Genomic DNA, 12,795 nt, shown 5'->3' with positions numbered 1-12,795 from the left:
AGAGATCCAGAGACATCCATGAACCTTCGCAGACTCTGCACCGGCCTCGCACTGGCCACGACCGCCGGCCTCGCCATCGCCCAGGGCTTTCCCACCGCCAAGCCCATCCGCCTGATCGTCGGCTACCCGCCCGGCGGCGGCATCGACTTCGCAGCGCGCACGGTGCAGGTGCCGCTGCAGGAGGCGCTCAAGCAGCAACTGGTGGTCGACTACAAGCCGGGTGCGAGCGGCATGATCGCGGCCACCGAGCTCACGCGCCAGCCGGCCGACGGCTACACGCTGCTGCTGGCCAACACCGGCCCCTTCGCCATCGCGCCGTACCTGCAGAGCAAGCCGCCGTACGACCCCATCAAGCAGTTCACCTACATCGGCCAGATCAGCCAGGGCAGCTACATCGCGGTGACGCGGCCCGACCATCCGGCGAAGAACCTCAAGGAGTTCGTGGCGTGGGCCAAGGGCCAGCCCGGCAAGGTCAACTTCGCCTCGGGCGGCAACGGCACCTCGACGCACCTGAACGGCGAGCTCATGAACCAGGTGACGGGTCTGGACATGACGCACGTGCCGTACAAGGGCAGCGCGCCGGCGGTGCAGGACCTGCTCGGCGGGCAGACGCAGATCCTCATCGACGCGGGCAGCGTGCTGCTGCCGCAGGTGAAGGGCGGCAAGCTCAAGGCGCTGGCCGTGACGGGGCCGGTGCGCGACCCGCAACTGCCCGACGTGCCGACCGTGAAGGAGATGGGCTTCGCGGGCATGGAGGCGGTCGGCTTCCAGGGCCTGGTGGGCCCCGCCAACATGCCCAAGGAGGTGGTCGATCGCCTGTCGGGTGAACTCGCGAAAGCACTGGCGACGCCCGAGATCAAGGCCAAGTTCGCGACGGCCGGCGCCGAGGTGCATCCGCTCGGTCCGGCGGCCTTTGCGGCTTTCGTCAAGGCGGACAATGAGAAGTGGTCCAGGCTGATCCGCGAGCGCAAGCTGCAGCTGGACTGATCGATCTTTCTTCTTCTCCTCGACGCATGCCTTTCATCGACACCATGAACTTCCTCGCCGCCTCCAAGCCTTCGCGCCGCACCACGACCCGGCTGCTCGCCGCCGCGGCGCTGTGCGCGGCCAGCGGCGCGCATGCGCAGGCCGTGCCGCGCACGGTGCGGCTCATCGTGGCCTACCCGGCGGGCGGCGTGAGCGACGTGGTCGCGCGCGCGCTCGGCGACCGGCTCGCCGCGCAGCTGGGCACCACGGTGATCGTCGACAACCGCGCGGGTGCGAGCGGCGCCATCGGCATGGACGCCGTGGCCAAGGCCGCGCCCGACGGCGCGACGCTGGGCTTCTCGGCCATCAGCCCGCTGGTGCTGAGCCCGCACCTGGGCAAGCTGCCGTTCGACCCGCTGAAGGACATCGTGCCGGTGGCCAGCGTGATGTATTCGCCCGTGCTGTTGGTGGCCACGCCCGCCAGCAAGGCGAAGGACTTTCGTGCGCTGATCGCCGAAGCCAAGGTGCAGCCCGGCGCGGTGCGCTGGGCCACGTCGGGGCCGGCCTCGCTCGGCCACATCGTGCTCGAGCAGGTGCGCGCGACGGCCGGCGTGGACATCACGCACGTGCCGTACAAGGGCGGCGGCCAGCAGCTCAACGATGCGCTGAGCGGGCAGTTCGAAATCCTGTCGACCAACGCCAGCCCGACGCTCTCGGCGCACATCCAGTCGGGCAAGCTGCGCCCGCTGGCGGCGGGCGCGCCCGCGCGGCTCGAGAGTCTGCCGCAGGTGCCCACGTTGGCCGAGCTGGGCTACAGCGCGGCCAACATCCATTCGCTGTTCGGCGTGTTCGCGCCCGCGGGCACGCCGGCGGCGCTGGTCGCGAAGTACAACGCCGAGATCAACAAGGCGCTCGCCAGCCCCGAGCTGCGCGCCAAGCTCACGGCCACCGACAACGTGCCCGCCCCGGGCACGCCGGCCGCCTTCGCCAAGGAAATCGCCAGCGAGTTCGAGAGCAACGGCCGCATCGTGAAGGCCGCGGGCATCAAGGCCGATTGACCCCGGCGCTTGCAGGGGTGAGATTCCCTACCTTATAGTAGGTAGATGCACGACGCTTCCACCCTGGCCCCCGGCGGCACCCGCGATCAGATCCTCGCGGTGGCGCGTGGGCTCATCGAAACCCGTTCGTACCTGGGCTTCAGCTTCCAGGACGTGGCCAACGCGGTGGGCGTGCGCAAGGCCAGCCTCTACCACCACTTTCCGACCAAGGAAGCGCTGGGCATCGCGGTGATCCAGGGTGCCACGCAGGGCTTCAAGGACTGGGTGGCGGCGCGCGCGCGCGAGCCCAAGGATGCCCTCGAATCCTATTTCCGCATGTACCGCAACACGCTGAAGGCCGGCTCGGGCCTGTGCCCCGCGGGCGCGCTGGCGCCGGGCTGGGACTGCATCAACGAAGACCTGCGCCAGGCCGTGCAGGCCCTGCGCAACACGCAGGTGATGTGGCTCACCGGCGTGCTCGGCGCACTGGTGCCGGCGCAGGCGCAGAAAGACAACCCCGTGGCCTCGCTCGCGGCCTTCGTGTTTTCGTCGTGCCAGGGCGCGCTGCTCGCGTCGCGCATGACGGGCCGTGTCGAAGACTTCGACGACGCCATCGCCCAACTGCGGCGCGCGCTGCCGCTGGACTGACCGATCCGTTTCACCACGGGCACGCCGGACGTGCCTTTTTTTGAACCCCGAAGCCTACCGATTGGAAGGTAGTTTTTCTCCAAGGAGTGTTCCCATGAAAGCCGTGATTTCCGCCTACGCCCGTTCCCCGTTCCACTTCGCGAAGAAGGGCGCGCTGGCCGAGGTGCGTCCCGACACGCTCGCCGCCGGCGTGGTGCAGGGCCTGCTGCAGCGCACCGACCTCGACCCGGCGCTGCTCGAAGACATCATCCTGGGCTGCGCCTACCCCGAGGCGTCGCAGGGCAACAACCTCGCGCGCATCGTCGGCCTGCTGGCCGGGCTGCCGCACGAGGTGGGCGGCATGACGGTGAACCGCTTCTGCGGCTCGTCGATGCAGGCGGTGCACATCGCCGCCGCGCAGATCGAGGCTGGCATGGGCGAGGCTTTCCTGTGCGTGGGCGTGGAGTCGATGACGATGGTGCCGCAGGGCGGCTTCAACTTTTCGCCCAGCCCCGAGTTGCTGGCGAACAGCGATGCCTACATCTCGATGGGCGAGACGGCCGAGAACGTCGCGCAGCGCTGGAATGTGAGCCGCGCCGACCAGGAAGCGCTGGCCGTCGAATCGCATCGCAAGGCGACCGAGGCGCGCGCGCAGGGCCGGCTGGCCGGCGAGATCGTGCCGGTGCGCCTGGCCTCCGGCGAGGTGGTCGATGCCGACGGCTGCATCCGCCCCTCGACCTCGGCCGAGGCGCTGGCCAACCTCAAGCCCGCGTTCCGACCCGACGGCGTGGTCACGGCCGGCACGTCGTCGCCGCTGACCGACGGTGCGGCCGTGGTGCTGGTCACCAGCGACGCCTTCGCCGCCAAGCACGGCCTGAAGCCGCTGGCGCGCATCCGTTCGTTCGCGACCGTGGGCGTCGACCCGGCCGTCATGGGCATCGGACCGATTCCCGCCACGCGCAAGGCGCTCGCACGTGCGGGCCTGAGCGTGGCCGACCTCGACGTGGTCGAGATCAACGAAGCCTTCTCGTCGCAGGCGCTGGCCTGCATCCGCGACCTCGGGCTCGACCCGGCCACCGTCAACCTCGACGGCGGCGGCCTGGCCATCGGCCACCCGCTGGGCGCGACCGGTGCGCGCATCACGGGCAAGGCGGCGGCGCTGCTGGCGCGCGAGAACGGCCGCTATGCGCTCGCCACGCAATGCATCGGCGGCGGGCAGGGCATCGCCACCATCCTCGAGCGCGTCTGATCGCCCGAGAATGACGGGCAACGCAACAAGGAGACTTCCATGGACAAGCTGTATCTCGAAGACCTGAAGGTCGGCGACCGTTTCCAGAGCGGCGAACACCTGCTCGACGCGGCGCAGATCAAGGCCTTCGCGCAGCAGTTCGACCCGCAGCCCTTCCACACCGACGAAGAGGCCGCCAAGAACACCTTCTTCGGCGGACTGGCCGCGAGCGGCTGGCACACGGCGGCGCTCACGATGAAGCTGCTGGTCGACAGCGGCATCCCGCTGGCCGACGGCATCATCGGCTCGGGCGGCGAACTGCAATGGCCCAAGCCGACGCGGCCCGGCGACGTGCTGCATGTGCTGAGCGAGGTGGTCGACATCACGCCCTCGCGCTCCAAGCCCGGCCGCGCGATGGTCTCGATGCGCTGCCAGACGCGCAACCAGCGCGGCGAGGTGCTTCAGTACTTCACGCCGAAGCTCGTGGTGCACAGCCGCACCGCGACGTCCTGATCCTCGGGCGGCTCAGACGACGCGCAGGCCCAGTTCCTCGACCAGCGCGGCGGCCTGGCGGTGGGAGATGGTCGCGCCCTTGAACGGCGCGGCGTTGGCCAGCCGCAGGCCGCCCAGGTCCACGTCGCGCAGGTCGGCACCTTCGAAGCGCGCGAGCTTCAGGTGCGCGTTGCGCAGGCTGCCGCCTTCGAAGATGGCCTCGCGGAAATCGCAGCCCGAGAGGTCGGCCTCCGACAGGTCGAGCTGCGCGAGCGTCTGCTTGCGGAACGACAGGCCGCGCAGGTGCGCGTCGACCAGCAGCGAATCCTTGAACACGACGCCCAGCGCCGACACCTCGCCGAAGTGCGCGCCCGTGAGCTTCACGCCCGTGAAGAGCGCCGAGGCCAGCTTGGCACGCGCCCACTGCGTGTTGTTGAGGTCGCAGTCCTGGAAGCGCGCGTTCGTGAGGTCGGCCAGGCCGAAGTCGGCCTGGCGCGCGCGGCAGCCAACCCAGCGCGTGTCCGCCAGCTGGGCGCGGTCGAACGAGGTTTCGGCGAAGCTGCACAGCGTGAACTGTGCGCCGCGCAGATCGAGGCGGGACAGGTCGGCCTCGTCGAAATGGCAGCGTTCGAAATGCGGCGGCGTGTCGCGGCCCTGCAGGCAGGCCTGCAGCTCGGCGCGTGACCAGGTCTGGTCGGAAATCACTTCGGTCATTCGGGGCGGGAGTCGGTCAGCGCGCGCAGCTCTGCGGGGCTGAAGCCCGCCCGGCCGCGTGCTTCGAGGTTGAAAGGCGGCTTGTGGCGCGGCGCGTCGTAGCGCGCCACCAGGGCCGGGTAGTTGGCTTCGGCGTCGAGCCCGGCGCGCTCGCACAGCCAGCGGTACCAGTGGTTGCCGATGGCCACGTGGCCCACTTCGTCGCGCAGGATGATGTCGAGGATTTCCACGGCACGCAGCGCGTCGGGCGTGTTCACGCGCTTGAGCTTGGACTGGATCAGCGGCGTGGCGTCGAGTCCGCGCGCCTCGAGCGTGCGCGGCACCAGCGCCATGCGCGCGAGCACGTCGTCCTTGGTCTTCTCGCACATGTTCCACAGGCCGTCATGGCCCGGAAAGTCGCCGTAGCGCCAACCCATGGCCTGCAGGTGCGTGTGCAGCAGCGTGAAGTGCTGCGCCTCCTCGTCGGCCACGCGCAGCCAGTCGCGGTAGTAGGCCTCGGGCATGCCGTCGTAGCGCCACACGGCGTCCAGCGCGAGGTTGATCGCGTTGAACTCGATGTGGCAGATCGAATGGATCAGCGCGGCGCGGCCTTCGGGCGTGAAGGGCGAACGCTTCTGCACGGCGGTGGCGGCCACGCGCAGCGGGCGCTCGGGGCGGCCGGGCACGCCATCGTCGTCGCCGGGCGTGCGCAGGGGCTCGAGTGCTATGGAAACAGTAGCTGCCTGTGCAGCCGTGGCGCGCGTGGCGGCCACCTTGTCGTCGGGGTCTGTCAGGCGCAGCGCGGCCAGCGCGCTCAATCGGGGGTGCATCCCTACAATTCTAGTTTTGCCCCTCCGGAGACAACCACGATGGCGATTTACGAATTGGATGGCATTGCACCGCGCCTTGGCGAAGGCGCATGGGTCGCGGACAGCGCCCAGGTCATGGGCAATGTCGAACTGGCCGAGAACGCGAGCGTCTGGTTCGGCGCCGTGCTGCGCGGCGACACCGAGGTGCTGACCATCGGGCGCAACAGCAACATCCAGGACCTGTCGGTGCTGCACGCCGACATCGGCTGCCCGCTGACCATCGGCGACAACGTGACGGTGGGGCACCAGGTGATGCTGCACGGCTGCACCATCGGCGACAACTCGCTGATCGGCATCCAGGCGGTGGTCTTGAATAACGCCAAGATCGGCCGCAATTCGATCGTTGGCGCCGGCAGCGTCGTGACCGAGGGCAAGGAGTTTCCCGACAACTCCCTCATCATCGGCTCGCCCGCCAAGGTGGTGCGCACGCTCGACGATGCCGCCGCCGCCAAGCTGCGGCAAAGCGCCGAGCACTATGTAGAAAACGCCCATCGCTTCGCGAAGGGCCTGAAAAAAATCGCCTGACCCGCGCAGGCACAGAGAGAAAGATTCCGTTTTGAGCGAGCTGCACAAATTCCTGTTCGATGGCCTGCCGGTGCGCGGCATGATCGTGCGCCTGACGGATGCGTGGCAGGAGATTCTTGCGCGGCGCGCCTCCAACACCGCCACCGGCGCCTATCCGCCGCCCGTGGCCGAGCTGCTGGGCGAGATGACGGCCGCGGCCACGCTGATGCAGGCCAACATCAAGTTCAACGGCGCACTCATCCTGCAGATCTTCGGCGACGGCCCCGTGAAGGTGGCCGTGGCCGAGGCCAAGCCCGACCTGAGCCTGCGTGCCACTGCCAAGGTGATCGGCGACCTGCCGGCCGACGCGCGCCTGCCTGACATGGTCAACGTGAACAACAAGGGCCGCTGCGCCATCACGCTCGACCCGAAAGACAAGCTGCCCGGCACCACGCCGTACCAGGGCGTCGTGCCGCTGTTCGGCGACGACGGCCAGAAGCTGGGCAAGCTCAGCGACGTGCTGCAGCACTACATGCTGCAAAGCGAACAGCTCGACACCACGCTGGTGCTCGCCGCCGACGACAAGGTGGCGGCCGGCCTGCTGATCCAGCGCCTGCCCATCAAGGGCGAGGGCAACCTCGAAGGCACCTCGCAGCAGGTGCACGACGAGGCGCACCAGGACCAGATCGGCCGCAACGAGGAATACAACCGCATCTCGATCCTGGCGTCGAGCCTCACGCGCGACGAACTGCTCACGCTCGACGTCGAGACCATCCTGCGCCGCCTGTTCTGGGAAGAGAAGCTGCTGCGCTTCGAACCGCAGGCGGGCCTTTTGGGTCCGCACTTCGCCTGCACTTGCGGCCGCGAGCGCGTGGCGCAGATGATCCGCGGGCTCGGCGTGGAAGAGGCCGAGGAAATCCTGGCCGAGCGCGGCGACATCGAGGTCGGCTGCGACTTCTGCGGCAAGCAGTACCGCTTCGACGCGGTCGACACCGCGCAGCTGTTCAAGCCGCTGGGCGACCAGCTGCCGGGCAGCCCGGTCGTTCAGTAGGCGCGACGCGGCTCAAGCGGGCTGCAGCGGTTGCCGCAGCACCTTGACCATCGCGGCCAGGCGCTCGTTACCCAGGCCCGCGCCCAGCGCGCGGTCGAACTGCCCCTTCAGGAAATCCGGAAAGCTCGCATCGAGCTGCGCCTCGCGCGCCTGCTTCACGAACAGCCGGCCCGAGCCCGCGCAGGTGGCCATCGAACTCTCGGGCTCGCCGTACTGGCCGGCGTGGATGGCCTCGCCCTCGGCCTGGATCATTTCGCCGAGCACCGGCGAGATCGCGCCGATCATCTGAGAGAACCCGTCCACCGGCAGCCCTTCGGCTTCGCAGATGCGCACGCCGTGGAAGAAGCCGCTCATCGCTCCGAACATGCACGAGAGCGTGGCCAGGTCCCAGGCCGCAGCGTTGCCGATCGGCTCGCCCATGTGCTGGATGTTGCCGGCGATGGCTTCGAGCAGCGGCCGGCAGGCGGCGAGGGCGCGTGCCTCGCCGGAGATGAAGAGCGGCGTGTCGGGCCGGCCGATCTGGCCCGGCGTGGCGAGCAGGGCGCCGTCGAGATACGCCACGCCGCTGAGCGCGGCCCAGTCGTCGCGCGCGTCCTGCGGCGTGCCGGTGCTCAGCTGCACCAGCACCTTGCCGCGCAGCGCGTCGTGAACGCCGGGCGCGGCGAGGATGGCGCGCGACGCCGGGTAGTCGGCCACGCAGATCAGCACCACGGGGCTGGCCTGCACGGCGGCCAGGGCCGTCGGTGCGAGCACCGTGCCCTGGTTCAACAGAGGCTTCGCGCGCTCGGCGGTGCGGTTCCACACCGTCAGCGTGAACTTCGATGCTTGAAGGGCGCGCGCGAGGGCGATGCCCATGGGGCCGAGGCCGATGAGGGAAACGTCGGTCATGTGAGGTCCTTGGTGAGAGATCGGATCAGGCAGCAGCCGGCGTCAGGCCCTGGCCCAGCCCGCCGTCGACGGTGAGCCGAGCGCCCGTCGTGAAGGTCGCCTCGAAGGCGAAGAACAGCACTGCGCGCGCCACTTCGGCCGAGGTGCCGTGGCGCCGCATCGGCGTGATCTGGTCGCCCAGGCGCATGAACTCGGCGCGTTCTTCGGCGCTCGCATCGGTCACGCCGAGCGTGGGCGTGTCGATGAAGCCGGGGCTCACCACGTTCACGCGGATGCCGCGCGTCACGAGTTCCGCCGCGAAGCCCGAGGCCATCGAGCGCAATGCGGCCTTGGTGGCGCTGTAGACGCTCATGCCGTGCATGCCGCCTTCGTCCGCGATGGACGAGGTGAAGACGATGGCGCTGCCCGCCGGCATCAGCGGCGCCAGGCGCTGCACGGTGAAGAACGGGCCCTTGGTGTTGACGGCGAAGGCGCGGTCGTAGCCGGCCTCGGTCACCTGCTCGAAGGGCTCGAGCGACGAGATGCCCGCGTTGATGTGCAGCAGGTCGATGCGGCCGAAGCGCTCGCGCACCGTGGCGGCCAGTGCATCGATGTCGGTCAGCGAAGCTGTATCGGATGGAAGTACGTGCGCGCGCGGGCCGAGCACGCGGCGCGCGGCCTCCAGGTTCTGCGGGTTGCGGCCGGTCACGAGCACGTCGGCGCCGCCGTCGAGCAGCGCCTGCGCGGTGGCCAGGCCCATGCCGAGGGTGCCGCCGGTGATGACGGCTTTCTTGCCTGCGTAGGGAGTGTGGGGTGTGGTGTTCATGGCCGTCGATGATCCGGATCGCACGGCTTTCGGTCGCGCACGTTCAGCCGTGGGGGAGCACAAACGGTCGACGGCAAGCAGGCCGCGCGCGGCCCATAATGTTTCGATGAGCGATACCGATCTGGACACCGATCTGCATGGGCACGGTGGTGCGGCGTCCGAGGTGGCGCTGTCGGCCGACAGCTTCGTCGCGCCGCCCGCCACCGACAGCCTGCGCGTCGACGTGCGCCAGACCCCCGGCGGCGTGGTCGGCTACGAGGCGCTGCCCGATCACCGCCTCAAGCTGCACGCCGGCGCGCCGGTGGCGGGCGCCTGCCAGTTTCACCGCTTTCTCTACACGCGCGGCGACCTCGACATCCTGCCGGCCGGCAGCACCGACATCTGGTACGAGGAATCGCCGAGCACTTCGGTGGTGGTGCGCATGGCGCCCGCGCTGCTCGTGCGCACGGCCGACGAGATGGGCCTGCCGGCCGAGCGCGCGGTGCTCGGCGAGCGCCACCAGTTCCGCAACCCGCAGATCGAGCACATCGCCTGGGCACTCGACGCCGAGCGCCGCGCGGGCTTTCCCAATGGCCGGCTCTACACCGACAGCCTCGGCACCGCGCTCGCGGTGCAGCTGATCGCGGCCGGCCCGCAGGTGGCGCCGTCACCCGCACAGGGGCTGACGCGGCTGCAGCTGAAACGCGTCACGGAGTTCATCGAGGCGCACCTGGACGGCGACCTGTCGCTGGCCGCGCTGGCCGAGGTCGCGGGCCTGAGCGCCTCGCACCTGAAGACGCAGTTCAAGCGCTCGACCGGCCAGGCGGTGCATGCCTACGTGGTGCACCGCCGCGTCGACCGCGCGCGCAGCCTGCTGCTGAACAGCGAGATGCCCGCGAGCCTCGTGGCGCTCGAGAGCGGCTTCTCGCACCAGAGCCACATGGCGCGCTGCATGCGCCGCGTGCTGGGCCTCACGCCCGGCGAGGTGCGGCGCGCGGCCTGAGGCTGGTGGTCAGCGCGCTTCGTCGTCGAAGCCGCCGAATGCGATGTCGGGCGCGCTCGTGTTGTGCTTGGAGGGCAGGCTGCGGCCGAAGCGCACCTGCGTGGCGTTCAGCGTCTTCACTTCGGGCAGCGGCAACGCCTGCTCGGCCGCCTTCGGCGAGGCCTGCCAGCGCACCTCGCTCATGTCGGCGTTGTCGGGCGCCACGTACATCGAGCGCAGCACCGCGAAGGGCTGCTTCGCACTCGATGTGGGTTGGGAGAGCGTCACGTCGAGTGCAGTGCGGGTGCGGCTGATCTCGGTCACGCGCGCCACAGCGCTGCCGCCGTCGGCGAAGCGCAGGTGGATGGCCAGCGGTTTCGGCACGACGCGGATCGACGCGATGTCCACCACCGGTCGCCCGGCCTGCACGACCGGGCCGAGCAGGAACGACGAGCCGTACACGCCGTCGCCGAAGCGCGCCTCAGGCAGCGGCTTGAGGCGCCAGTAGCCGTCGGACGGGTAGAGCACGATGGCCTCGAGCGCCTTGCCGTTCTCCTTCTTGAACACCTGCAGCAGGTGAAAGCCGCGGTCGTGGCGCGCGCCGACCTGCACCGGCACGCGCGCCGGCCGCCAGAAGGTCGGCAGCGTCATGCCGACGATGCGCCACTGCGCGTTGTCGAGCAGCACGACGGTGCGTTGCTTGAAGCGGTGCGCCGGGTCGGTGGGGTGCGCGCCGCCGTCGAAATTGCAGCCCGAAAAATCGGGCGCGGTGACGTCGTTGCCGATGGTGCCGAGGTAGCTCGGCTGCAGCGCTTCGATGCGCATTTTGCGGATGCCGTCGCCGCGCAGCACCATCGACACGTTGTCTTCCTCGGCGCAGGCCGTGGGGGTGGTGGCGTTCTCGACGGCGGCGGCAACGGGGGCTGCAGAAGTGGCACCGCTGGCCAGCAGCAGGGCGAGGAAGGCGGCGGCGGGAGCGCGGCGCGCAGCAATCGAAACGGGCATCGGGTCTCCGGTGAGGGGGAGAGGGCGCGCGAATGCGCAAGAACCGGAAGGCTCAGGGCGGGTCGCGGCGCGCCATCAGGTCGCTGAAGAGCTTATGTTCGCATTCCGGGTCGGAACACTTCTCGCAAGGCCATGTCCACGAGGCGGGCTTGGCGTCGCGGCGGGTGCGCGTGCGGGCACGGCCTTCGTTGCCGGCGATGGTGTTGATCGCGTTCCAGGCGTTCGCCAGCCGTTCGCCGCCGTTGCCGTGCACCACCGCATACGAGAGCCCGGCGCGCGTGAGCGCCGCGCGCACCAGCGTGTCGGTTGGCTGGCGCGCATGCGGGCCGTCGCGCATGTCGTCGGCCACCCAGGGCAGGTCGAGCGCGGTGAGCAGCGTGATGGCGTAGCGCCGCTGTGCGGCCAGCGCGCTGTCGTACAGCGAGGTGTCGGCGAACAGCTGCTCGCTGTAGACCGCTGTCATGAGTGCCGTGGTGTCGGCCACCACCACGCCGGTGGCGGCAGCGGCGTCGATGCGGCGCCTCTGTTCGTCGGCGATGGCCTGCTGCTCGTCGGGGCGGGGCGTGCGGCCCTCGCGATCGCACCATTCGCGCAGGTACTCGCCCACCAGCGTGACGGGCGTGCCGCGGTCTTGCAGGCGCTGCGCGATGGCGCGCGAAAGCTCGGTCTTGCCCGTGCTCTCGGCGCCCACGAGCGCGATGACGCAGCCGGTCGGCAGGTTCGGCGTCATGCCGGCACCGCCTTCGTCGTGGCCTTCGGCAGGCGTCGCTGCCATGCCAGGAAGCCGGCCACGCTGAGCACGGCGAACACCGCGTACAGCGCTGTCGTGAGCCACAGGCCCTTGTGGATGAACAGGCCCACGCTGACCACGTTCACGGCCAGCCACACGAGCCAGTTCTCGATGAACTTGCGCCCGAGCAGAAATTGGCCGACCAGGCTCAGGCCGGTGACAAAGCCGTCCCACCAGGGCACATCGGTGTTGGTGAAGCGACGCAGGAAGAGGGCGACCACGGGCCACGCAATGGCGCAGGCCAGGAGGGCGTACGCGGTACCGCGCGGCGACAGCCGGCTGACCCGCAAGGCGCTGCCGTCGGCGCGAAAGCCGCGCAGCCATTGCGCCCAGCCCCACAGGGCGACGAAGGCAAAGAAAACTTGAAGGGAGGCGTCGCCGTAGATGCGTGCGTTGGCGAACACCACCACGTAGAGCAGCGAGCTGACGATCGCCAGCGGCCAGCCCCAGTGGATCTCGCGCATGTTGCAGCCGACCATCGCGAGCGCAAGCACGGCGGCGACAAGTTCGAGCCAGGTGACGGGAGAACCCCACAGCGCAAAGGCGGAGGCCGAGAGAAGCTCTGGCATCGAGAAGCAGCGAAGGAAAGGGTCAGTGCGCGATCTGCACGAAGACTTCGTTCGGTTTGACCATGCCGAGTTCCGCGCGCGCGCGTTCCTCGACCATCTCGAGGCCGTCTTTCAGGTCATTGACTTCGGACGCGAGCCGCTCGTTGTTGAGGGCGGCCTTGGCGTTGGCGTCCTTCTGGTCGGCCAGCTGGGTCCTCAGCTGGGCGACCTCGCGCACGCTGCCGCGCCCGTTCCACAGCTGCCACTGCAGGATGACCAGCAGCAGCACCAGGATGAGAGGAGGGACGAAGCGCGCGCGCATGCAGGCTGC

The 12,795-nt window shown here is 69.6% G+C and carries 16 protein-coding genes; 8 read left to right on the top strand and 8 right to left on the bottom strand.

Annotation, left to right across the window (positions count from 1 at the left end; all coding sequences use genetic code 11):
• Positions 1–18 precede the first annotated feature (18 nt).
• The 5 genes from ACAM52_RS16115 (at position 19) to ACAM52_RS16095 (ending at position 4,371) form a co-directional block, all read left to right on the top strand.
• Positions 19–987, top strand: a complete 969-nt coding sequence (locus ACAM52_RS16115) for a Bug family tripartite tricarboxylate transporter substrate binding protein (protein ID WP_369647624.1) — start codon at positions 19–21, stop codon at positions 985–987.
• Between the two features lie 44 nt (positions 988–1,031).
• Positions 1,032–2,024 (top strand): Bug family tripartite tricarboxylate transporter substrate binding protein, encoded by a 993-nt coding sequence (locus ACAM52_RS16110; RefSeq protein WP_369647742.1) that lies wholly within the window; start codon positions 1,032–1,034, stop codon positions 2,022–2,024.
• A 45-nt stretch (positions 2,025–2,069) separates the two neighbouring features.
• A complete protein-coding gene (locus tag ACAM52_RS16105; RefSeq protein WP_095947288.1) occupies positions 2,070–2,651 on the top strand; it encodes a TetR/AcrR family transcriptional regulator in 582 nt (193 codons plus the stop codon).
• A 94-nt stretch (positions 2,652–2,745) separates the two neighbouring features.
• Positions 2,746–3,879 carry an acetyl-CoA C-acyltransferase gene (locus ACAM52_RS16100; protein WP_369647623.1) on the top strand — a complete coding sequence of 378 codons (1,134 nt, stop codon included), beginning with the start codon at positions 2,746–2,748 and terminating at the stop codon, positions 3,877–3,879.
• A gap of 39 nt (positions 3,880–3,918) precedes the next feature.
• A complete protein-coding gene (locus tag ACAM52_RS16095) occupies positions 3,919–4,371 on the top strand; it encodes a MaoC family dehydratase (protein WP_369647622.1) in 453 nt (150 codons plus the stop codon).
• Positions 4,372–4,383: 12 nt separating this feature from the next.
• Here ACAM52_RS16095 and ACAM52_RS16090 read toward each other — a convergent pair whose 3' ends face one another.
• Complete coding sequence (locus tag ACAM52_RS16090) at positions 4,384–5,064, bottom strand: pentapeptide repeat-containing protein (protein WP_095947291.1); 681 nt, start codon at positions 5,062–5,064, stop codon at positions 4,384–4,386.
• Positions 5,061–5,873 carry a ferritin-like domain-containing protein gene (locus tag ACAM52_RS16085; RefSeq protein ID WP_070059532.1) on the bottom strand — a complete coding sequence of 271 codons (813 nt, stop codon included), beginning with the start codon at positions 5,871–5,873 and terminating at the stop codon, positions 5,061–5,063. Before ACAM52_RS16085 ends, ACAM52_RS16090 begins: the two co-directional genes overlap by 4 nt.
• A 39-nt stretch (positions 5,874–5,912) precedes the next feature.
• On the opposite strand from ACAM52_RS16085, the gene ACAM52_RS16080 reads away from it, so the two are divergent.
• Both ACAM52_RS16080 and ACAM52_RS16075 read left to right on the top strand, forming a co-directional pair.
• A complete protein-coding gene (locus ACAM52_RS16080) occupies positions 5,913–6,437 on the top strand; it encodes a gamma carbonic anhydrase family protein (RefSeq protein ID WP_070059531.1) in 525 nt (174 codons plus the stop codon).
• Between the two features lie 31 nt (positions 6,438–6,468).
• Positions 6,469–7,467, top strand: coding sequence for an Hsp33 family molecular chaperone HslO (locus ACAM52_RS16075; RefSeq protein ID WP_070059530.1), 999 nt, complete (start codon positions 6,469–6,471; stop codon positions 7,465–7,467).
• A gap of 12 nt (positions 7,468–7,479) precedes the next feature.
• Here the strand turns inward: ACAM52_RS16075 and ACAM52_RS16070 are convergent, their stop codons facing one another.
• Together ACAM52_RS16070 and ACAM52_RS16065 are read right to left on the bottom strand one after the other, a co-directional pair.
• On the bottom strand, positions 7,480–8,355 hold the full coding sequence (locus tag ACAM52_RS16070; protein WP_369647621.1) for an NAD(P)-dependent oxidoreductase: 876 nt from the start codon (positions 8,353–8,355) through the stop codon (positions 7,480–7,482).
• Positions 8,356–8,380: 25 nt separating this feature from the next.
• Positions 8,381–9,160: an SDR family oxidoreductase gene (locus ACAM52_RS16065; protein ID WP_369647620.1), complete on the bottom strand. Its 780-nt coding sequence runs from the start codon at positions 9,158–9,160 to the stop codon at positions 8,381–8,383.
• Between the two features lie 106 nt (positions 9,161–9,266).
• Here ACAM52_RS16065 and ACAM52_RS16060 point away from each other — a divergent pair, with 106 nt between their 5' ends.
• A complete protein-coding gene (locus tag ACAM52_RS16060) occupies positions 9,267–10,142 on the top strand; it encodes a helix-turn-helix domain-containing protein (RefSeq protein WP_369647619.1) in 876 nt (291 codons plus the stop codon).
• Between the two features lie 9 nt (positions 10,143–10,151).
• Here ACAM52_RS16060 and ACAM52_RS16055 read toward each other — a convergent pair whose 3' ends face one another.
• The 4 genes from ACAM52_RS16055 to ftsB are packed head-to-tail and all read right to left on the bottom strand — an operon-like array spanning position 10,152 to position 12,786.
• Entirely contained in the window at positions 10,152–11,126 is a 975-nt protein-coding gene (locus ACAM52_RS16055; protein ID WP_369647618.1) for a hypothetical protein, read from the bottom strand.
• Between the two features lie 52 nt (positions 11,127–11,178).
• Positions 11,179–11,856, bottom strand: coding sequence for an AAA family ATPase (locus tag ACAM52_RS16050; protein ID WP_369647741.1), 678 nt, complete (start codon positions 11,854–11,856; stop codon positions 11,179–11,181).
• Positions 11,853–12,485: a nicotinamide riboside transporter PnuC gene (gene pnuC / locus ACAM52_RS16045; protein ID WP_095744744.1), complete on the bottom strand. Its 633-nt coding sequence runs from the start codon at positions 12,483–12,485 to the stop codon at positions 11,853–11,855. The genes ACAM52_RS16050 and pnuC overlap by 4 nt, the downstream gene beginning before the upstream one ends.
• Positions 12,486–12,507: 22 nt before the next feature.
• Positions 12,508–12,786 carry a cell division protein FtsB gene (gene ftsB, locus ACAM52_RS16040; protein WP_070059525.1) on the bottom strand — a complete coding sequence of 93 codons (279 nt, stop codon included), beginning with the start codon at positions 12,784–12,786 and terminating at the stop codon, positions 12,508–12,510.
• Between the last annotated feature and the right edge of the window lie 9 nt (positions 12,787–12,795).

This window comes from Variovorax sp. V118 (genome assembly GCF_041154445.1).
Classification (GTDB): Bacteria; Pseudomonadota; Gammaproteobacteria; order Burkholderiales; family Burkholderiaceae_C; genus Variovorax; species Variovorax boronicumulans.
The sequence above is the reverse complement of the archived record's forward strand: the minus strand, read 5'-3'. Positions and strand labels throughout refer to the sequence as shown.